This window comes from Mesorhizobium sp. SARCC-RB16n, assembly GCF_008520305.1.
Lineage (GTDB): Bacteria > Pseudomonadota > Alphaproteobacteria > Rhizobiales > Rhizobiaceae > Mesorhizobium.
In genome coordinates this window covers 89,514-110,346 of sequence record NZ_ML703268.1, presented here as the reverse complement: position 1 = coordinate 110,346, position 20,833 = coordinate 89,514, and the positions used below count along the sequence as shown (strand labels likewise).

Here is a 20,833-nt window from a genome sequence, read left to right as displayed (position 1 = left end):
GCGCCTAAGTCCGGGCGTCGCGCCTGCCGCGCAGTCTGATGACGACCACGGCGACGATGATCGCCGCTACAATGGCTGCAATCACCGCCAGGCCGAACAGGCTGGTCGCGTCGGGTTCGGGCAGACTGTCGGCCCCTTTCGCCACCAGCCATCCCGGCGACAGCACGACCGGCGCCCAGATGATCGCCGACAGGATATTGGCGATCTGGAAGCGGCGTCTGTTCATGCCCATCATGCCCGCGACCAGCGGCACGGTGGCACGCACCGGGCCGAAGAAGCGGCCGACGAAAACCGCGGCGAAACCGTAGCGATGGAAGAACAGGCGCGCCCTGGCGATATCGCGGCGATAGCGGTTGAGCGGCCATTTGTGGACGACGCCGCGCCCAAGCCATTTGCCGAGAAAATAGGAGATGGTGTCGCCGAGTGCCGCGCCGATCACCGCGGCAAGGAGAACGGGCAGGGGCTGGACGATACCGGCGCCCACCAGGCCGCCGACGATGATCAGCACGGTCGTGCCGGGCAACAGGATGCCGACCAGCACCAGCGATTCGCCGAAGGCCAGCAATCCGACCACGAGGCCCGCCCAGGCCTGATGGTTCTCGATGAAACAAACGCTCTGGTCGATGAACGACTGCACGCAAGCTCCCTTTTTGAAAGTGTTCCTCAGCTGCCGCTGTCGAGCAGGCTCCTGAGTTCGTCGAGCTTGTCGTTGACGAGCCAGCCGTAATAATTCTCGACCGGCAGCTTGCCGCCCTTGCCGCTGGCGAGGGCGGCTGCCCGATGCCGTGGCTGGCCGACATTGTAGAGCGTCGCCGTGATGCCGGGATTGCCGGAGATGTCGAAACCCTGTTCCTTGTAGGCATCGATGGCGTCGCGCACGATCGCGGCGATGTAGACGATGCTGCGGTCCGGATCCATGACATCGCGATAGATCGCCTGCGGATGATCCGGCGTGAGCCTGTCGTAGCCGCTCACCTTGTTGACCAGATCCGTCACTTCGAGCGCCGTCAGCGGGCTGATCTGGCCGAGGCCGAAAGTCTGGCCGGCGAAGAAGGGCTGGAAGAACGCCTGCTGGAAGGTCATGGCGTCATAAGTGACGCCGTCGACGGTCTTGCCGCGGAAATGCTCGACCCAGACCCTGTCGCGGCAGCTCCATAGGGAGGCGCTGTCCTTGATCTCCGCGCAACTGGCGAATTCCGGCCGCTGGACAAAGGTCTGCACCGGCACGCCCTTGTAGCGGAAGGCAAAGTCGAGGCCGGAATAGGACAACGCTTTCACATAATAGGTCTGCACCGAGCCGACGGCGGTAACGTTGTAAGTATGCTCACCGACCAGCGCGCCGACGATGTGGATGGGGTCGATGTCGTAGGCCGCCGCCGCCTGCTTGATGTGCGCCACGAGCTTCTTCTCGCGCTTCAACAGTGCGACGATCTTTTCGTACTTCTCATCGTAGGTGGTCTTGAAGGCGCGGGTTCGCGTGGCCGATGCCTCCGGAATGGCCGGCTGTGTCACGGAGCGGTTCCCCTTGGGAACGACGACCAGCCCGCTCGCATGCGCCGCCTGCAACGAAAAAGCTCCTCCGCCGGGAACGGCGAGCAGGAAGACCAGGAGAAGTCGCTGCAACGCGGTCATCGGGGGGCCTTTTCAGGATTCTTTGGAACGCCAGCACAAACGCCGCATATCGTTCTCAACAGCCACATCATGGCGCTGTCAAGGCTTGGCCGGGCCGCTGCCCGCGACTGTCTGATAGCGGCCACAGCTATGGTAAAAAACTTGATTCAAACTTTATTGGTAATTTCTCGTTCATAACTCGTCTGGTTGTCCGTCGGCCGTCGCCTTCGGTCTGTTGTGTTTGAGTACAGGTCCAGATGCGGTTACCAGGCGTCATCAGTTTCGTGATCGCATCGCTATGCCTTGCCGGCTGTTCGTCGACATCGGGCATGGATGCGCTCGACATGCAGAAGCCATCCAATGAAACGACCAGTTCGGTTGTGAGGCCAAGCGCGCCGATCGCGTCCGTTCCGGTGGCCAGGGCAAACGCGCCGCGCAAGCGGATTGAGGTTGCGTCCGAGGACGACACCGCTCGGCCCTTTGGCCTAGCAGAGGAAGAGACGGTGGCTTTTCCGGCGCCCGAACTGCCCGACAGCGTCGAGCCGCCGATCGAGGAGGCCGCCCTGGTGTCGCCGCCGAAGCTGTTGTCGCGGGCGGCACCACCCATGCTGGCAGGCCCGGTCACGCGATACGGTTTTCGCGATGCCAAGCCGATCAATTTCGGCCGCTCATCGCCCCGTCACCTTGCCGTGCACGGTGTCGACGTGTCGCGCTGGCAGGGTGACGTGAATTGGGAAAAGCTGCGCGCCCAGGGCGCCAACTTCGCCTACATCAAGGCGACCGACGGCGGCGACCATCTCGACCCGATGTTCACCAGGAACTGGCGCGGCGCCGGCGCCGCGGGCCTGAAGCGCGGCGCCTATCACTTCTTCTACTGGTGCCGCACCGCCGGCGAGCAAGCCGACTGGTTCATCCGCAACGTGCCGAAGGTGGAGGGCGCGCTGCCGCCGGTGATCGACGTCGAGTGGAACGGCGACTCCAGCTGCCAGCGCCGGCCGTCGCGCGAAAAGGTGCTTGAGAAGATGCAGGTGTTCATGGACAAGCTGGAGCGTCACTATGGCCAGCGGCCGATCATCTACACGGCGCCCGACTTCTATCGTGACAACCTCCAGGGCGCCTTCCCAGACTACCCCTTCTGGCTGCGCGCCGTGGCCCGGCATCCGTCAAAGGTCTATCCCGATCGCAAGTGGCTGTTCTGGCAATATTCCGGCTCCGGCCTGTCGCATGGCGTGACCGGCCGCATCGACCTCAACGTCTTCCATGGCGATGAGCGGCAATGGCGTGCCTGGGCAGGCGGTGGCGGCCGGCAGATGATGGCTGACTCGGACTAGGAAATACCGCCCGCCCACGGACGATCGTTGCCAGCCTATTGGAACTGATTGCTCCCGCCGTTCTTTTCCTCGCTCAGCCGCAGCCGCGTCCTCAGGTCCATGCGCGGCATCGATCATGGTGAGAAGCGTCAGCGTGTCGTGCTGGTCGGATCGGCCCTGACATAGGCGAGCCGGTTCACGATATGGGTGTCGTTATCGGCTTCGTCGCTCATGCGCATCGTCCCGGCTGTTGTCTTCCTGGATTTTATCCGATTGGATCGATCGTTGAATGGTCCTTTTATCACGTCATCGTGCGGATGACCTGCCGCATTGGCCACCAGGTCCAGGCGCGGTTTCACCGCGCTTGGAAACATCCTCGGAGGCAGGATGCAGAACATTGGCATGAGGCTTTGGCGCAGTGGGGCACTGGTCTGCTTGCCGACATTGCTATTGCCTGCGAGCCTGATGGCCGCAGGTCTGAAAGACGCCACCGCCGATACGCTCGAGCGCTGCCTGAACGATGCGGCCAATGGTTCTACCGCTGGTCAAACCGACTGCGAGACGGCGGCATCAAGCGACTACGATCGCCGGATGAATGCCGCTTATGCGACATTGCTGCGTCTAGCCGTCGATCGCCGGCATCCCAGCGGTGCGAGCCACCTTCAATCGCCGCGAGCGCCAGGACAGCATCGTCGGCAGGACCGCCACCGCCGCCGCCATGAACCACAACACGATGCAGATGGCACTGGAGAAGAGGATAGACAATTCGCCGCCGCTGATCGCGAGCGCGTTGCGCAGGTTGATTTCCATGACATGGCCGAGCACGAAGCCGAGGATGATCGGCGCCATGTCGAAGCCCGCCTTACGCAGCAGCCAGCCGGCCATGCCGATGCCGAGCATCAGGAAAATTGCGAAGACGGAGGCGTGGGTCGAATAGACGCCAACGATCGACAGGACCAGAATGCCGGGAACCAGAAGCCAGTTCGGAACGGTCAGCACGCGGGCGAAGATGTTGACCAGCGGAAGATTGAGCAGCAGCAGCAGAAAGTTGCCGATGAACAGCGAAGCGACCAGGCCGCCGACGATCTCCGGCCGCTCGGTCAACAGCATCGGTCCCGGCTGGATGTTATAGAGCATCAAGGCGCCAAGCATGACGGCGGTGGTGCCGGAGCCTGGAATCCCGAGGGTAAGCATCGGCACGAAAGCGCCGCAGGCGGTGGCGTTGTTGGCCGCTTCCGGCGCCGCCAACCCGCGCACGTCGCCCTTGCCGAAGGTGTCCTCGGTGTCCGACAAGCGTTTTTCGGTGGTGTAGGCGATAGCGCTGGAAACGGAAGCGCCGGTGCCAGGCAGCACGCCGACGACGAAGCCGATAACCGAGCTGCGCAGCATGGTGCCCGTGCATCTTGCGACATCGGCCGCGCGCACGGTCATGCGACCGAGTTCGCGGATCACGGTGAAGCCGCGGCCCTGGTGCTCTAGGATGACCAGCGCTTCCGAAATCGAAAACAGGCCGATCACCAGCACCACGAATTCGATGCCGTCGCCGAGTTCGGGCTGATTGAAAGTGAAGCGGTAGGCGCCCGACGTGGCGTCGAGGCCGACGGTGGCGAGCATCAGGCCGAGTGTGCAGCCGATCAGCGTCTTGACGGGCTGGCTACCGACCATCGAGCCCAGAGTGGCGAAAGCGAAGACCATCAGCACGAAATATTCGGCCGGGCCGAAGCCGATGGCCAGCCGGGCAAGCACCGGCGCGAACAGCGCCAGGCCGATGGAGCCGAGAATGCCGCCGACGAAGGACGAGATGCCGGACAGCGTCAAGGCTTCGCCGGCCCGCCCCTGCCGCGCCATCGGATAGCCGTCGAGTGCCGTCATCACGGCGCCGGCATCGCCCGGCACATTGAGCAGGATCGACGAAATGCGACCGCCATATTCGGCGCCGCAATAGATGGCCGACAACAGGATCATCGTGCTTTCGGCGGGAAGGCCCATCGTGTAGGCGATCGGCAGCAACAGGGCGATGCCGTTGATGGGGCCGATGGCGGGAAGCGCGCCGACCAGTGTGCCGATGAAGCAGCCGATCAGGCCGACGAGAAGGTTCTGGCCGGTCAGGGCAACGGCGAACCCATGCCAGAGATAATCGAGATTCATAATGTTTGCCTTTCCCGCAAGGAGCGGCCGACCCGCGGTCAGCCGAACAGTGTGCCCGTGGGCAGATAGACTTGCAGCAGGTAGGAGAAGATGAACCACCACAACGCCGCATGACCGGCCGCGCCGGCTGCCGCGTAACCGAGCGGCGCGCCGAAGATCAGGCCCGTGCCGAAGGTCAGCAGGAAGATGCACATAGCGAAACCAACCGTCTCGAAGATCGCGACGCAGACGACCAGCAACAGAGGGATGGCGAGCACGCGCCACAAAAGCCGTCCGGATGGAAACGCCTCGGCAGTGCCGGGCGAGCGCAGATAGAACAGGCACAGAAGTCCCAGAACGGTGGCCAGGGCCACCGGCACCACGCGAGGCCCGAGCGGGTCGGACGAGAAGGCGTACTCGATGCTGGCGCCGCCGACACCATAGGCAACGGCCAGGCCGATCAGACACAATGCCGAGATGCGGCCAATCAGTAAGGTGGTTCTGGCGTTGTCAGACATTGCGGTCCTCCGTCAGTCCGTTTGAAGTCATTCGTCCGGAAGTCGGCAGGCGGACCTTCCAATCGTCGGGGAGGGTCCGCTGCCTTTTTGGGGACTACATTCCGGCTTCCTTGGCGAGTTGCTTGAAGCGCACGACGTCGGCCTTGACGCGCTCCTCGAAGGGCTTGCCGACCATGGTGAATTCGAACAGCCCGCGCTCCTCGCGTTCCTTCGCGAATTCGGGGGTCTTGCTGGCAGCCTCGAAGGCTTTCACCCACCAGTCGAAATCGGCGTCGGAGACATCCTTGCCGACGTAGTAACCGCGCCAGATCGGCCAATCGATGTCAAAGCCCTGTTCGTGCGCGGTTGGAACATCGGCCAATGCGCCCGTCAGCCGCTGCGGTGCCATGACGGCAAGGATGCGGATCTTGCCGGCGACATGGTGCTTGACCATTTCGGCGGCATCGCCCGATCCGACCTGGACGTGCCCGCCTTCGAGTGCCGTCAGAACGGCGCCACCGCCTTCGAGGGCAGCGTAGTGCATCTGCTTGGGCTCCTGGCCGGCGGCCTTGGCGAGAAGCGAGGCCTTCATCCAGTCCTGCGAACCGACGGCGCCACCGCCGGCGATGGCAAAGGAAGACGGATCGGCCTTGTAGGCGTCGACGAGATCCTTGAGCGTCTTGTAGGGCGAGTCGGCATTCACGACGAGAACCCCGTAATCCGCGCCAAGCGCGCCGAGCCACCGTACGGCATTCTCGTCATACTGGCCGAATTTGCCCTGGGCGATCAGCAGCGCCGAGCCCGACGAAGCGGCGGTGATGAGATTGCCGTCCTTGGGGCGCTTGGCAATGACATGGTTGTAGGCGACCGCGCCGACCCCGCCTTCCATGTAGGTCACGGCCATCGGCTGTGAAATCTGCTTGGTGACAAGCAATGCGTTGGCGGCGAGGCGGCAGGTGAGATCGAAGCCGCCGCCGGGCTTGGCACCGGCGAGGCATTCCGGCTTTGCCGGCTGGGCCAGCGCCGCGCCGCCCGCGGCCATCGCCACAAGGGCGGCACCGGCCACCATTTTCGTTAGAAATCGGATCATCGTTTTCTCCTCATGGACGTGGAATGCCGTGGCGGAAAACCGAACCGCCAGCGCGGGCGAGCGCACGAAGCCTTCGATCGCCACGGCGCTTGCCGCGTTCGATCAAACGTCTCGTCTGTTTCGGGGCTCTCCTCCCCCGCGCATGTCCGGACACTCCTCGTGACGCGGACAGGCGCAGCTCTGATACACCTCAAAACTGTCACCATGCTGTCATGCCCGGTGGCGGCTTTGGCGCTTGAAAGCCGCCGGGTTCAGTGCAAGACGTTGCGAATGCGTATCCTGCTGGTCGAAGACACCCACGATGTCGGCGAGGCGATCGTCCGCCGCTTCGAGGCGGTCGGACACACCGTCGACTGGGAACCGCATGGCGATGCGGCGTCGGAGATTCTCGACTTCACCGAATTCGACCTGGTCATCCTCGACGTCATGCTGCCGGGTCTCGACGGCTTCGAGATCCTGCGGCGGCTTCGCCAGCGGAGCAACGCCGTGCCTGTGCTGATGCTGACCGCGCGCTCGGAAGTCGATGACCGCGTCAGCGCACTGGATCTCGGCGCCGACGACTACCTGATCAAACCGTTCGATTTTCGCGAGCTCGAAGCGCGCGCAAGGGTGCTGATGCGCCGACGCAGCGGTGAGGCGACGAACCTGGTCGTCTGCGGTGACATCGTGCTCGACCGCGCCAATCGCACTGTGCGCGTCGGCAAGCGCGAGGTGCAGTTGAAGCGGCGCGAGATCAGCCTTCTCGAGATTCTGGCGAGCAAACCCGGCCGGGTTTTCGGCAAGGACGAATTGCTGGACCAACTGTTCGGGTTCGACGAAGCCGCAGGCGCCAACGCGATCGAGCTCTACATCGGCCGCCTGCGAAAAAAGCTGGAAGGCGCCAAGGCGCACATCGTCACGGTGCGGCACATCGGCTACAAGCTTGTCTCCGATGCAGAGCATTGAGCGCTCCCTCTTCTCGCGGCTGGTGCTGCGCGTCGCGCTGGTGTTGGCGGTGGGTGCGGCCATTTTGGTCACCGCCGCCTGGTACTATGCGCGTGCCGCCGCCGACGATGCCTATGATCGCCTGCTGCAAGGCGCGGCGTTTCAGATGACCGAGAGCCTGACGGTCGAGGAGGGAACGCTTACCTTCGATCTGCCGCCGTCCGCATTCGAACTGCTCGGCCTGGCCGGGCGGGACCGCATCTTCTACCGGGTGATGGCGCCGTCGGGCCGGACGCTGACCGGCTATGACGATCTTCCGCCCGGGATCGATCTCGGCGCGGTGCGGTCAAACCCGGTGTTTCATTCGGCCGTCTATCGCGGCGTGCCGGTGCGCGTGGCGGTCACGGGCCGCGCACTGTCCGATCCAGCGGTTTCCGGATGGGCTCACATCATCATCGCCCAGACAACCGAGGCGCGGGCGGAACTGGCATCCCAACTGACGCTGCGGGCCAGCGTGCTGGTCGCCATCATGAGCGTTCTGGCACTGGCCGGCTCGGCCTTGGCGGTGCGCTATTCCCTGCGTCCGGTGGCCGATCTTGGCGAGGCGCTGCGCTCGCGCGATCCGCAAGACCTGACGCCGCTTGCCGTGGCGGTGCCGCGCGAGCTATCGCCCTTCGTCGCCTCCATCAACCATTTCATGAACCGGCTCGACGGCCGGATGAAGCTGCTGCAGCGCTTCGTCGCCGACAGTGCCCATCAGCTGCGCACACCGCTTACCGCCCTTTCGGCGCAGGTGAGCCTGATCAATGACGACAGCCTGTCCGACGGCGACCGCCGCCATCTGACACGGGTACGCGACCGCGCGGCGGAACTGTCGCGTTTCACCAATCAGCTGCTCAGCCATGCCATGGTCATCCATCGGTTTGATTCGGCGCAACTGGTGCCGGTCAATCTCACCGAGGCGGCGCGCAAGGCCTTTCGCGCCGCCGTTCCGATCACCATAGATCCGGACATCGTCGTTTCCTTCGAGGCTCCGGACGACGAGGTGACCGTTCTCGGCGACGCGCTCAGCCTGCGCGAGGCAATCGTCAACGTCATCGACAATGCCTTGCGCCATGGGACCATTTCCCGGCTCGAAGTGCGCGTCGCGACTGGCGATGGGCTGGCGATGGTCGACGTGGAGGACGACGGTCCAGGCCTTTCGGCGGCGGACTTCGACCATCTGACCAGGCGGTTTACCTCCACCAAAAGCGGCGAGGGCAGCGCGGGACTTGGCTTCGCCATCGCTTCCGAGGTCGCGGCCGCTCTCGGCGGCGCGCTTCGGTTTCGCGAGAAGACCGGTGCTCACGGTTTCACCGTGGTGCTGGAATTGCCGCTTCATGCGCAGGAGAGGTCATGAGAGCGACCCTCGCCACGCTGTGCGCCCTGGCCCTGCTGCTGTTTGCCGGCGTCGCCAGCGCCGTCGAAGGCGACCGGGTGTTCTTCAAGTCGAAACAGGCGCAGTCGGCCGTGCTGACCATCCATGCGGCGACCGATCTCGACGCCATGCGGCCGCTCGTCCTCGACTTTCAGCAAATTGCGCCCGGCGTGTCGGTGGAGTTCGCCGACTATGTCACCAACGACCTGTTCCGCGAGGCGGAGCAGGCGTGCCGCCAAGGCAGCGGGCCGGGCGACATCCTTTTGTCGTCATCGGTGGATCAGCTGGTGAAACTGGCTAATGACGGCTGCGCCCTGCAGCATGTCTCGCCCGAAGCGCGATCAGCGCCGGCTTGGGCCGACTGGCGCGAGGAGGTATACGGCTTCACCTTCGAGCCGGCCGTCTTCGTCTACGATTCCACGAAAGTACCGCCCGGGGACGTCCCGCATACACATGACGAGCTCGCCAATCTTCTGCGCCGCGAGCCCGAGGTCTACCGCGGTCGCATCGGCACCTACGATGTCGCCGCCTCCGGCATCGGCTATCTGCTGGCCTTCAACGATGCACGCCAGGCGCCGACGATCTACGGGCGGCTGCTGGAAAGCTTCAGCCGAGCGGAAGCGGTCAAACGCTGCTGCAACGCCGAGGTTCTCGGCGAAGTCGCCAACGGCAACATTCGCATCGCCTACAACATTCTCGGGTCCTACGCCTATGCCGCCTACCGCAAGAATCCCAACCTGAAGATCGTCGTGCCGCGCGACTACGCGCTGATCCTGTCCAGGGGCGTGATGATCCCAACGACCACCGGCAACCGCGATCTCGCGGCACGGTTTCTCGACTATCTGCTGTCCGAGCGGGGTCAGCGCGTCGCCCGCGAGCAGGCGTTTTTCTTCTCGGAGAAATCGCCCTTGCCCGACGGTGTCGACGGGCCGGCGGCACTTATGGAATCGGGCATAGGACGGCCCATCCGCATCGGCCCCGCTTTGCTTGCCGCTCAGGACAGGATTCTGCGTGAGCGCTTCATCGCCGACTGGGCGAGCTTGATTGCCAAGCCGTTGAATTGATTGCCGGGTCTGCAGGACGGCAGCGGGCTGTGCAGGATATGGGACGGGCAGATCTACGCCCTGACGGGTGGCGGCGCCGAGCAGCTGAATTCGCGCGAAGCGACACCGGCGCCGAAAGGGCTGTTGCTGCCGGCGTTCGGTGCGACGTTCAGCGAATGGCCCGACTTCGCCAATGCCAACCCCCACGGCTCGGCCTGGGATGCCTTTACGCTGACGGGATGCAGCGATGAATAGCGCGATGAGGTCCAGCGTCTGGGCCTGCGCCTTGCTTGTATCGGTGACGATACCTACGAAAGCTCGCGCGGACGAACCCGCGCCATCGCGCCCGCCAATCGACAAATGCATCTGGGAAAAACTGACAGAGAGCACTGTCGGGCTTGCCGCCTGGGTGCAGCGTTGCGACTTCGGCTTCCGCCAGATTCATTTCGAATTCGTCGGCAACGGGCTCGCCATCAAATACAGTGATGGTGGTGCGGCCGATCCGCTTGTCGAAGTCTTCGACATCAGATCAGGCGAAACCTCCGAAGCTGCTGTGCAGCGTCTGTTGCAGGAGAAGACCGACAAGGCTGTCAGCGCACGCTGCGCGTTGACGCGTTACACAGAGGGAACCGTGCCCGCCGGAGTCAAGCGCTACACATTCAGCCCCGACGCTGCCTACGCCAAGAAGTTGAAGGCGCACGCTGATGACGAGGTTCCCGAGCCGCCCTGCGGCGAATGGGGCGAAATGCCCGACGGCATCCAGTATTTCGAGGTGCCAGCGGACGAGGGGCGGAAAGTGCTGTTCGTGCATATCGGCCAGGACGAGTCGTTGTTCGATGAGCAGACGCTGCGGGTGTTGGCTGCGGAGTAGGGGCTGACGAGCCGACGGAGACCGCCTCGTTTGGCGTGCGTCACGCTTCGGACAAGTTTGATCGGCTATGACAATTACAACAGATAATGAGATGTCCCATGGCGCTATTTACGATTGGCTACGAAGGCTCTGACGTTGAGGATTTCGTATCCGTACTAAAGGCAGCAAAGGTCGAATTGCTGGTTGATGTCAGAGATTTACCTCTGTCTAGGAAGCCTGGCTTCTCCAAAAACTCACTTAGGAGCCACCTCGAAAGCTCTGCGATCGACTATCTGCACACGAAAGTTCTTGGTGATCCGAAGGAGGGTCGGCTGGCTGCCAGAAGCGGGGATCGTCAGCGGTTCGAGCGAATTTTCAGAAGCCACGTCGCAAATGAGGCGGCAAAAAAAACGATCCGTGAGCTAGCCCTGCAAGCCGAAACAAAAAACATCTGTTTGATGTGTTTTGAAAGAGACCATAAGGACTGCCATCGATCTATTGTTTGTGAAGAGATGTTGAAAATAAAAAATATTTCAGTTAAGAATCTTGGAGTGCCGAAAGGATTTTGTTTAAAGGCTGCTTGATTGGCATCTATTTCTCAGCGCGACTCTGCAGTAATCCTGGTAAAGGCAGCGCCAAGAGTTGGTGAAACTCACGGGGAGCTGGTCTGTTGTGCGGGATTGGATTTTAACGGCAATTGGGTTCGGCTGTATCCCGTCGCGTTTAGAACCCTAGAAGATTCTCAGAAGTTTGGTAGATGGGACACCATAGAGTATGGCTGGAGCCTTCCTAAGGGCGATCACAGACATGAGAGTCGAAGGCTAGAGCACAGATCTCTGGTAATAACAGGCAGTTTGGTCGAAAAATCACGAGCTCAATTCTTAGCCCGGCATGTTGTTTCCAGTCTCAATGACGAACTGGAGCAGGGCCGAAGCTTGGCGCTCATTCGACCTCGGAATGCTGAATTTGTGGCTGAAAGAAAAGATCGTGCTGTGCTTGACGAGGAGAAAACGCGATTTCGTTCTTGGCACGACCAAGAAGCCAACAGTCTATTTGGCTTCATGGGCAAGGACTTGGTTCCTTACGAGCCATCTCCGTTTCTTTTCAAATATAGATATGAAACCATTGATGGACCACGCGAAGGAACATGCCAGGATTGGGAGATAGAAGCGACGTTTCTCAAGTGGAAACGCCTTTATGGTGAGTCAGAAACGCTTCGAAAAATGACCGAAAGATTTGGGGTTGAGTATCCGAAGAAGGGTTTCGTTCTCGCAATGGGCACGCACAAAGCCTATCCGCAATGGCTGATCAATGGTGTTATCCGGCTCGATCACGGTGTTGAAAACGAAATACAACAATTGCTGTTTTGACGGTTTAAAAAATTCGGCCCGATCTTACGACCGGGCCGATGATGATATTGCGTTTTAGCGGCTGGTTCTCAGCTGCACCCGCTCGTGGCGCCGCACGTGTCGCACTTCTCGCAAGTTCCATTCCTCACCATGGTAAAGTTCTGGCACTCGGAGCAGGAATTGCCGGTGTAGCCTTGCAGCAGCGACTTGGCGCGGCGGTCGGCGGCGAGTTTCTTCGCCTCGGCAGCTTCATGGGCCGCCGTATCGGTAAACAGCGCCGCGGTGGTATCGGTCGAGGCTTCGGAGGCCGCCTCCTCGAAGGCGATGTCTTCCGCCAACTCCTTGGCCCGCTCCTCATAGTCGCGCTTGTAGGCGATCGCCTCGTCGCTTGCCGGCTTCAACGCCAGCACGTTGGAGCCGGAGAAGGCTGTCGGCGCCGAGCGGGCAGGGGTGCCGGAGGAACCGGCAAAGCCCTTCGGCTCGCTGCCGCCCGCCCTCGACACCAGCTTCACCGGTGAGCCGCGGGTCAGGCCCTTGGAGACGGCGTCGGTCTTGCCTTCGCTGATGCCGCGGCCAAGTGCGGTGTTGGAGAAGTCCGACTGGTCGACATGGGCGAGGTCGTTGCGGCCGAGATAGGAGATGGCGAGTTCCCGGAACACGTAGTCGAGGATCGACGTCGCGCTCTTGATGGCATCGTTGCCGATCACCATGCCGGCCGGCTCGAACTTGGTGAAGGTGAAGGCGTGCACATATTCGTCGAGCGGCACGCCATATTGCAGGCCGAGCGAGATCGCGATGGCGAAGTTGTTGAGAAGGCCACGCAGCGTGGCACCCTCCTTGTTCATGTCGATGAAGATCTCGCCCAGACGGCCATCGTCATATTCGCCGGTACGCAGGAAGATGGTGTTGCCGCCGATCTTGGCCTTCTGCGTATAACCCTTGCGGCGGCCGGGCAGCTTTTCCTGCTCGCGCGACACGCGTTCGATGATGCGCTCGACGATGCGCTCGGTGATCTGCGCCGCGCGCGCCGCCGCCGGTGCCTGGATCAGCTGCTCGACCGCATCGTCCTCATCCTCCTCGCCATCGGCGAGCAGCGAGGCATTGAGCGGCTGCGACAGCTTCGAGCCGTCGCGGTAGAGCGCGTTGGCCTTCAGCGCCAGCTTCCACGACAGCATGTAAGCGCTCTTGGCATCCTCCACCGTCGCGTCATTCGGCATGTTGATGGTCTTGGAAATGGCGCCGGAGATGAAGGGCTGTGCCGCCGCCATCATCTGGATGTGGCTGTTGATCGAAAGCGAGCGCTTGCCGATCTTGCCGCAGGGGCTGGCGCAGTCGAACACGGCGAGGTGTTCGGCCTTGAGGAACGGCGCGCCTTCCAGCGTCATCGCACCGCAGACATGGATGTTGGCGGCCTCGATGTCCTTCCGGGAGAAACCCAGCGCCGGCAGCATTTCGAACGAGAAGTCGTTGAGCTGCTCGTCGGTGAAGCCAAAGGTCTCCTTCACCCAGTCGGCGCCGAGCGTCCACTGGTTGAAGACGAATTTGATGTCGAAGGCCGACTTCAGCGCGGCATTGAGCGCCGCGATCTTGTCGTCGGTAAAGCCCTTGGCCTTGAGCGAGCCGGGGTTGACCGCCGGCGCCTGGTTGAGATTGCCGTGACCGACGGCATAGGCCTCGATCTCGGCGATCTGACTCTCGGAATAGCCGAGCGTGCGCAGCGCTTCCGGCACGGCGCGGTTGATGATCTTGAAGTAGCCGCCGCCGGCGAGCTTCTTGAACTTCACCAGGGCGAAGTCGGGCTCGATGCCGGTGGTGTCGCAATCCATGACCAGGCCGATCGTGCCGGTCGGCGCGATCACGGTCGCCTGGGCGTTGCGGTAGCCATGCTCCTCGCCGAGCTCGATGGCGCGGTCCCAGGCGGCTTTGGCGTGGGTCGCCAAATCCTGCTGCTTCAGGTCCGACGCGACGAGAGGCACCGGATTGACGGCGAGTTTCTCGTAACCGTCCTTGTCGCCATAGGCGGCGCGACGATGGTTGCGCATGACGCGCAGCATGTTCTGGGCGTTGCGGTCATAGTCGGGGAAGGCGCCGAGTTCGGAAGCCATTTCCGCCGAGGTGGAGTAGGCGACGCCGGTCATGATCGCGGTCAGCGCGGCGCAGATGGCACGGCCTTCGTCGGAGTCGTAGGGAATGCCCGAAGTCATCAGCAGGCCGCCGATATTGGCATAGCCGAGGCCCAGCGTGCGGTAGTCGTAGGAGAGCTTGGCGATCTCCTTCGACGGGAACTGCGCCATCATCACCGAGATTTCGAGAACCATGGTCCACAGCCGCACGGTGTGCTCGTAGGCAGCGATATCGATCGTGCCGTCGGCGTTGCGGTAGGGGAGCAGATTGATCGAGGCGAGGTTGCAGGCCGTGTCGTCGAGGAACATGTATTCCGAGCACGGATTGGAGGCCCGGATCGCACCGGCGGAGGCGCAGGTGTGCCAGTCGTTCATCGTCGTGTTGAAATGCAGGCCGGGATCGGCCGACGCCCAGGCGGCGTAGCCGATCTTTTCCCAGAGGTCCCGCGCCTTCAGCGTCTTCAAGACCTTGCCGTCCTTGCGGGCGGTCAGGTGCCAGTCGGCGTCGGTCTCGACGGCGCGCAGGAAATTGTCCTTCAGCGACACCGAATTGTTGGAGTTCTGGCCCGAAACGGTGAGGTAGGCGTCAGAATCCCAGTCGGTGTCGTAGGTCTTGAACGACATCGACTTGTAGCCCTGCTTGGCGAACTGGATGACGCGGTAGATGTAGTTTTCCGGCACCGCCGATTTCTTGGCCGCCTTGATTTCGCGCTTCAGAGCTGTGTTGACGGCCGGATCGAAGCAGTCGTCGTCATGGCCTTCGCAATTGACGCAAGCCTTCATGATCGCTTCGAGATGCTTCTTGACGATCTTGGAACCGGTCACCAGCGAGGCGACCTTCTGCTCCTCATTGACCTTCCAGTCGATGAATTCCTCGATGTCGGGGTGGTCGGCGTCGACGATGACCATTTTTGCCGCGCGGCGCGTCGTGCCGCCCGACTTGATGGCGCCCGCCGCACGGTCGCCGATCTTGAGGAAGCTCATCAGGCCGGAGGAGCGGCCGCCGCCGGACAGCTTTTCGCCTTCGCCGCGCAGCAGCGAGAAGTTCGAGCCGGTGCCGGAGCCATACTTGAACAGGCGCGCCTCGCGCACCCACAGATCCATGATGCCGCCCTCGTTGACGAGGTCGTCCTGCACGCCCTGGATGAAGCAGGCATGCGGCTGCGGATGCTCGTAGGAGGATTTCGACTTGGTCAGCTTGCCGGTGAAGGGGTCGACGTAGAAGTGACCCTGGCTCGGGCCGTCGATGCCATAGGCCCAGTGCAGGCCGGTGTTGAACCATTGCGGCGAGTTCGGCGCGACGCGCTGGGTCGCCAGCATATAGGCGAGCTCGTCGCGAAAGGCGCGCGCGTCTTCCTCCGATGCCTTGAAGTAGCCGCCCTTCCAGCCCCAATAGGTCCAGGTGCCGGCCAGCCGGTCGAAGACCTGGCGGGCGTCGATCTCGGAACCATAGCGCTCGGCCTCGGGAAGCTTGGCGAGCTCGGCCTCATCGGCGACGGAGCGCCACAGGAAGGAGGGGACGTCGTTCTCCTCGACCTTCTTCAGGCGCGCGGGGACACCGGCCTTGCGGAAGTATTTTTGGGCCAGGATGTCGGCGGCGACCTGGGAGAACTGCGCCGGCACATCGATGTTGTCCAAGCGGAACACCACCGAGCCATCCGGATTCTTGATCTCGGAAAGTGCCTTGCGGAATTCGATCTCCGCATAAGCGGCCCCTTCTTGACCTGCATGTCCTGGCTTGGTGAAACGACGCTCGATGCGCATTGGTCCGGTCCCTTTTGTCTATATATAGCGCTTTCATCAGGGGATTTCTGCCCCCAAAAGACGAAACGCGCAGTCCGCCGTTTGCCGGCATTGCGAACAATGCCGGCATCTCCTCTTCGCAGGCGCTGCCACGCACGCGACAAAACGCCTTGCCGGGCGTTTGCCGAGGCTGCCAACCGACCCCACGGGTCCCTCAAAACTGAAATTTTCGATTTCCTCACCTGAGGGAAATTCACACTATCTAGCGTCGAACCTACCTGCAAACACTAAATATAGTGTTAACAGACAATTTATTCCAGTCCGACAATTCTCCCTTTCGTCGCCCCACCACCCCACGATCCCAACGCTTCCGCCGGCCTCGTAAACAGGCGGAAATGCGGGCAAAACGCACATAATTCGGGAAAAAGACCGGGCTCAGAACTTTCCGGTCGCGCTCTCAACAGGAGCGCATGGCCTATAAAAGGCGACTCGTTTCGAGCCGTCAAGGATTCGTTTGCGTAGCTTTTGTGACCCCAACATCTTGTGTGTCACACATGTGGATAACGGGGATAGAATTGACCGCTATGGCGGCCATTTTCCGGCGGCAGGCATGCGCGATCACCGGGCCGCGATACGCGAGGTGCGGAAATACTGTCCCGCGGGCTCGGAAAAAACCGGCAAGCCGGTGCAACAGCAGTCAGCCGTAGTGCAGCTTCGGCTTGGGTTCGGTACCGGTGAACCGTACGCCGATCCGGTCGTTGCGGCGCCAGCGGACCTCGCAGCGATAGGCGACGCTGTCGAGCGGCACATAGAGAAGGAAATGATCGGGAACCCGTGCCTCGAGCGGTATTTTCAGTTCGGCGCCGCCCGCATGCTGGTTGCGCACCGTGCAACTCACTTCGGAATTCTGGATCCCGGTGATGATCGTTCCACCTTTGAGCACGCGCGGACGATGCTCGCGCTGGGGCTCAGTGGACTCTTGCTGCAGTGGGTTTACAGGGTTCGCCATCATGAAACGCGCCAGACTGGCCAATTTCTAGCGAAGAAAAATTAGCAAACCATTCACGCGATGCATCACATGGTTGTGAATCCACCGATGCGCGCGCGGGCGGATGGCCTGCGCCCTAGGAGAACCTGCGCGGGTCGGCGCAGAAATAGGCGATGATCTGGCCAAGGTCGGGCTCATTGACCATGCGCACGGCCTCGCTCGAACTGACCCATCTGCGGGTGCGGGAATGCTTTTCCTTCCAGCGGTCGGCGATCTTGTCGACGTGCAGTGGAAACACCAGCACCTCGCAAGGCACTTCTTCGCCCGAAGCCAGCACCTTGGCATAGAAATAGCGGCCAGCTTCGAGATGAGAGATGTTTCCGCGCAACCCGGCTTCCTCGGCGGCCTCGCGCGCTGCTGCTTCACAGAGCGGCTCCCGGGCTTCCGGCCAGCCCTTCGGCAGCACCCAGCGGCCAGTATCGCGGCTGGTGATCAGCATGACTTCGACGCCATTCCCGGCATCGCGCCAGGGCAGGGCGGCAACCTGCAGACGGCACGGCGCAGTGCCGAAGAGTCGCTTGACCCTGTCAGCAAGGTGGTTGTGCGTCATCGCCCGTGTCAACATCGGAGAAGCTAGCCCCAGCCTCCAGAATCGTTTGCCGCCTCATGAATTTTACGGCTAATTGTGACCAATAAAAGTAAAAACTTCGGTCACGCTGGCTGATTCCCGTCAATAAGGGTCGATTTCACAGGAAATCCTGTCGGCGGGGCACTCCGCGCAAGCAAATATTGTCGTCGGCGCTGGCTTGATTGGAAAAATGCGGCTTGCCGCGAATCAGCCGGCGTGATCGTCGGCGATCGGCTTCTGATAGGTGAAACCCATGTCCCAGGGGAAATAGATCCAGGTGTCCTGGCTGACCTCGGTGACGAAAGTATCGACCAGCGGCCGGCCCTTGGGCTTGGCGTAGACGGTCGCGAAATGGGCCTTGGGCATCATTGCCCGCACGATGCCGGCAGTCTTGCCGGTGTCGGTCAGGTCGTCGATGATCAGCACGCCGGCGCCGTCGTCGGCCAGCAAGGTCGGCGTGATTTCCTTCAGGACCTGCAATTGTCCCTGGCTGGTATAGTCGTGATAGGAGGCGACACAGACCGTCTCGATGATGCGGATGCCGAGTTCGCGCGAGATGATCGCCGCCGGGACAAGGCCACCGCGCGTGATGCAGACGATAGCCTTCCACTGGCCTTTGCTGGTGCCGGCAAGCCGCCAGGCAAGCGCGCGGGCATCGCGATGGAACTGGTCCCAGGAGACCGGGAAGGCTTTTTCGGGAAGGGACATTTCTTGCGCACTCCGCGGCACGCGACGGCCGCGTGCAAGAAAACAGGGGAATGCGCGCGGAATTAACTGGAAACCCCCGGGCTTGGCAAGGTGGCTGGTTGCGATCGCTGTGACTTATCGCGACAGGAAGGCCGCCACCTGCGCCGTGCGCAGCACCGTGCGTGTCACCCCGCCGAACAGAAGCTGGCGCAGCCAGGAGTGGCTGTAGGCGCCAAGCACCAGGAGATCGGCACCGGTCTCCGCGATCCTGTTCTGGATCATGTCGTCGACCGAGGAGCCGTCCGATTTCTGCACCGAGACACTGACGGTGGCGCCGTGGCGCGACAGGGCCGACGCGATTTCGGCCCCCGCGGCCTCCGGGCTTTCGTCGAGCGTATCGGGTGGATCGATGACCAATATGTCGGTTTTCTCGGCCTCGATGATGAAGGGCAAGGCATCGAAGGCAGCGCGGGCCGCTTCCTTGCTGCCGTTCCAGGCGAGCAGCACGTGTTTGAAGGTGGTGACGAGAGGACCGGCATGCGGCACCACCAGCACCGGCCGGCCGGCATCGTAGACCAGCGTATCCACGTCCGCGCTCGGATCGCCGCCGGTCTCGCGTTGGGCGGCGATGATGAGATCGGCGGCGCGCACGTTTGAAATGCCGGTCAGCGCGCTGTCGCCGGAGAAGCTCTCCAGGCTGCGCCATTCGAAGGAGAGGCCGGAATCCTCGATGCGCCTGAGGAAGACAGCCTGGAGTTTGTCCGCCCGCTCCCGATTCATGTCGGCCGACACCTGCAGGAACTCCGTGTCGGGAAAGCCCGTCGCCGAAGTGTAGGGCACGGGCAGCGCCTCGGCATGGATGCCGATCAGATGGCTCTCGAAGCGGCTGGCAAGCGGAATGGCGCAGTCGAGTACCCGCTCCGCGTCCTGCTCGTTCTGCAGAATGGCAACGATGGTCTTGAAACGCATGATGATCCCTCAATCTTGCGAGCGACGGGCCTCGCGGCAGGAAAACGTTGCAGCGTCGTGCTTGGTTCCGGTTTGCGCCGGATCAGCTCGCCTTGCCGGCGAAGCCGGCCACCATGGCTTCGACGTCAGCGCGCGCCGCTTCAAGCGCATCCGCGCTACGGGCACGAACCACCAGTTCAGTCCAGAACTTGCCGTCGCCATATTTGGGGTAGGAGCCGATGATCGTATCCGGATGCGCTTTTTGGACCTCGCCCAACGGCCCGCCGACAAGGCCCTCGCCGAACGGGCAGTGCACCGTGGCCGACAGCATTTTGGTGCCGGCTCTCAGCGTCGGGACGACATTGTCGAGCATGGCCTGGAAGATCGAGGGCACGCCGGCCATGACATGGACGTTGCCGATGCGGAAACCGGGCGCCACGGACACCGGGTTGTCGATATGGTCGGCGCCGCGCGGCATTCGCGCCATGCGCTTGCGCGCCTCCGTGTATTCGATCCCGCGCGCCGCATAACTCGCCTCCAGCAAGGCATAGGCCTTGGCATCGTATTCACAAGGCACGCCGAACGCCTTGGCGATCGAATCGGCTGTGATATCGTCATGCGTCGGGCCGATGCCACCGGTTGTGAACACATAGGTATAGCGCGTGCGCACGGCATTCACCGCCGCGACGATCTCGTCTTCCTCGTCGGGAACGATGCGCACCTCCTTCAGGTCGATGCCGATCGCCGTCATGATATCGGCGAGGTGACCGATGTTCTTGTCCTTGGTGCGGCCGGACAGAATCTCATCGCCGATGACAAGCATGGCGGCAGTGACGATTTCAGGCATGGAAGGCTCCGGCAGACGGGCCGTCTGAATAGCGCGACCGACGGGCGGCGGCAATGCCGCCCAAACGGCGAACGATCCGGCATACGAGATATCGTCTGGATTACAGTGCTTGGCATGGTTTGACCAAGATGGGAACAAGCCGCAACTTGTCGATCCGGCGGGTCGTTGCCTTCATCGAGCGCATCGCGGCGCGTGCGTTTTCAGATGTGGCATCACCACCGGTTCACAACAATTTCAATGAACCATTCGGCTGATTGCCGGGTTTACCCCGTGTCGCATCCCAAGGCGGCCAAGACACGGAGTAATTCAATGTACAGGAAACTTTTCGCAGCATCCGTCCTGACGATCGGTCTCGCCACATCGGCGATGGCCCAATCGTCGGACGGCACCTACTCCAACCATCACAATTGGTGGCTGTTCGGCAATGAGGATTCCTCTGCCGTCGACCAGACCACCACCGGCAGCATCAACGGCGATGGTTCTGGACTGAATACCCTTGGCAATCCTGGCCCAGCGGGGCCTTGTGCCTCAAGCACGCCAGGTCCTGATGCGAATGCTCAAGGCAACGTCAACGATCAGTATTGCGGTAAATAGCTAGTCGCAAGCCTGCCGCCGGACGCCGTCTCTCCCGGCGTCCGCGGCTGGCGCATG

21 protein-coding genes are annotated in these 20,833 nt (G+C 62.1%); 9 read left to right on the top strand and 12 right to left on the bottom strand.

Going from position 1 to position 20,833, the window contains the following annotated elements; all coding sequences use genetic code 11:
• Positions 1-4: 4 nt before the first annotated feature.
• The gene (locus C7I87_RS15520) at positions 5-637 is read right to left on the bottom strand and encodes a DedA family protein (RefSeq protein ID WP_149905030.1); all 633 of its coding nucleotides are present in this window, start codon (positions 635-637) and stop codon (positions 5-7) included.
• Between the two features lie 26 nt (positions 638-663).
• Positions 664-1,632: a DUF1402 family protein gene (locus C7I87_RS15515; RefSeq protein WP_149905029.1), complete on the bottom strand. Its 969-nt coding sequence runs from the start codon at positions 1,630-1,632 to the stop codon at positions 664-666.
• Positions 1,633-1,868: 236 nt separating this feature from the next.
• Here C7I87_RS15515 and C7I87_RS15510 point away from each other — a divergent pair, with 236 nt between their 5' ends.
• On the top strand, positions 1,869-2,942 hold the full coding sequence (locus tag C7I87_RS15510) for a glycoside hydrolase family 25 protein (RefSeq protein ID WP_149905028.1): 1,074 nt from the start codon (positions 1,869-1,871) through the stop codon (positions 2,940-2,942).
• Between the two features lie 128 nt (positions 2,943-3,070).
• Here the strand turns inward: C7I87_RS15510 and C7I87_RS35235 are convergent, their stop codons facing one another.
• The 4 genes from C7I87_RS35235 to C7I87_RS15490 form a co-directional block, all read right to left on the bottom strand.
• A complete protein-coding gene (locus C7I87_RS35235; protein ID WP_188393876.1) occupies positions 3,071-3,451 on the bottom strand; it encodes a hypothetical protein in 381 nt (126 codons plus the stop codon).
• A 91-nt stretch (positions 3,452-3,542) separates the two neighbouring features.
• Entirely contained in the window at positions 3,543-5,069 is a 1,527-nt protein-coding gene (locus C7I87_RS15500; protein ID WP_149905027.1) for a tripartite tricarboxylate transporter permease, read from the bottom strand.
• 38 nt (positions 5,070-5,107) lie between these two features.
• Complete coding sequence (locus tag C7I87_RS15495; RefSeq protein WP_149905026.1) at positions 5,108-5,566, bottom strand: tripartite tricarboxylate transporter TctB family protein; 459 nt, start codon at positions 5,564-5,566, stop codon at positions 5,108-5,110.
• 94 nt (positions 5,567-5,660) lie between these two features.
• Positions 5,661-6,635 (bottom strand): Bug family tripartite tricarboxylate transporter substrate binding protein, encoded by a 975-nt coding sequence (locus C7I87_RS15490; protein ID WP_246696292.1) that lies wholly within the window; start codon positions 6,633-6,635, stop codon positions 5,661-5,663.
• A 270-nt stretch (positions 6,636-6,905) separates the two neighbouring features.
• On the opposite strand from C7I87_RS15490, the gene C7I87_RS15485 reads away from it, so the two are divergent.
• The 7 genes from C7I87_RS15485 (at position 6,906) to C7I87_RS15455 (ending at position 12,239) form a co-directional block, all read left to right on the top strand.
• Complete coding sequence (locus C7I87_RS15485; RefSeq protein ID WP_149905025.1) at positions 6,906-7,580, top strand: response regulator transcription factor; 675 nt, start codon at positions 6,906-6,908, stop codon at positions 7,578-7,580.
• Entirely contained in the window at positions 7,567-8,958 is a 1,392-nt protein-coding gene (locus C7I87_RS15480; protein WP_149905024.1) for a sensor histidine kinase, read from the top strand. The genes C7I87_RS15485 and C7I87_RS15480 overlap by 14 nt, the downstream gene beginning before the upstream one ends.
• Positions 8,955-10,040 carry an ABC transporter substrate-binding protein gene (locus C7I87_RS15475; protein ID WP_149905023.1) on the top strand — a complete coding sequence of 362 codons (1,086 nt, stop codon included), beginning with the start codon at positions 8,955-8,957 and terminating at the stop codon, positions 10,038-10,040. Before C7I87_RS15480 ends, C7I87_RS15475 begins: the two co-directional genes overlap by 4 nt.
• Positions 10,041-10,274 carry a hypothetical protein gene (locus C7I87_RS15470; protein ID WP_246696291.1) on the top strand — a complete coding sequence of 78 codons (234 nt, stop codon included), beginning with the start codon at positions 10,041-10,043 and terminating at the stop codon, positions 10,272-10,274.
• Between the two features lie 4 nt (positions 10,275-10,278).
• Positions 10,279-10,890 carry a hypothetical protein gene (locus C7I87_RS15465; RefSeq protein WP_246696290.1) on the top strand — a complete coding sequence of 204 codons (612 nt, stop codon included), beginning with the start codon at positions 10,279-10,281 and terminating at the stop codon, positions 10,888-10,890.
• Positions 10,891-10,988: 98 nt separating this feature from the next.
• Complete coding sequence (locus C7I87_RS15460; protein ID WP_188393854.1) at positions 10,989-11,453, top strand: DUF488 domain-containing protein; 465 nt, start codon at positions 10,989-10,991, stop codon at positions 11,451-11,453.
• Positions 11,454-12,239: a hypothetical protein gene (locus tag C7I87_RS15455; protein WP_149905020.1), complete on the top strand. Its 786-nt coding sequence runs from the start codon at positions 11,454-11,456 to the stop codon at positions 12,237-12,239.
• Positions 12,240-12,307: 68 nt separating this feature from the next.
• Here C7I87_RS15455 and C7I87_RS15450 read toward each other — a convergent pair whose 3' ends face one another.
• The 6 genes from C7I87_RS15450 to C7I87_RS15425 all read right to left on the bottom strand — a co-directional run bounded on the left by C7I87_RS15450 (position 12,308) and on the right by C7I87_RS15425 (position 20,182).
• Positions 12,308-16,105, bottom strand: a complete 3,798-nt coding sequence (locus C7I87_RS15450; RefSeq protein ID WP_149905019.1) for a vitamin B12-dependent ribonucleotide reductase — start codon at positions 16,103-16,105, stop codon at positions 12,308-12,310.
• 676 nt (positions 16,106-16,781) lie between these two features.
• Complete coding sequence (locus tag C7I87_RS15445) at positions 16,782-17,093, bottom strand: PilZ domain-containing protein (protein ID WP_149905214.1); 312 nt, start codon at positions 17,091-17,093, stop codon at positions 16,782-16,784.
• 115 nt (positions 17,094-17,208) lie between these two features.
• Positions 17,209-17,697 (bottom strand): NUDIX hydrolase, encoded by a 489-nt coding sequence (locus C7I87_RS15440; RefSeq protein WP_149905018.1) that lies wholly within the window; start codon positions 17,695-17,697, stop codon positions 17,209-17,211.
• Positions 17,698-17,907: 210 nt separating this feature from the next.
• Complete coding sequence (gpt, locus tag C7I87_RS15435) at positions 17,908-18,408, bottom strand: xanthine phosphoribosyltransferase (protein ID WP_149905017.1); 501 nt, start codon at positions 18,406-18,408, stop codon at positions 17,908-17,910.
• A gap of 114 nt (positions 18,409-18,522) precedes the next feature.
• Positions 18,523-19,356, bottom strand: a complete 834-nt coding sequence (locus C7I87_RS15430; RefSeq protein ID WP_149905016.1) for a universal stress protein — start codon at positions 19,354-19,356, stop codon at positions 18,523-18,525.
• A gap of 82 nt (positions 19,357-19,438) precedes the next feature.
• A complete protein-coding gene (locus C7I87_RS15425) occupies positions 19,439-20,182 on the bottom strand; it encodes a competence/damage-inducible protein A (RefSeq protein ID WP_149905015.1) in 744 nt (247 codons plus the stop codon).
• A gap of 309 nt (positions 20,183-20,491) precedes the next feature.
• Here C7I87_RS15425 and C7I87_RS15415 point away from each other — a divergent pair, with 309 nt between their 5' ends.
• A complete protein-coding gene (locus C7I87_RS15415) occupies positions 20,492-20,776 on the top strand; it encodes a hypothetical protein (protein ID WP_149905013.1) in 285 nt (94 codons plus the stop codon).
• Positions 20,777-20,833: the final 57 nt, after the last annotated feature.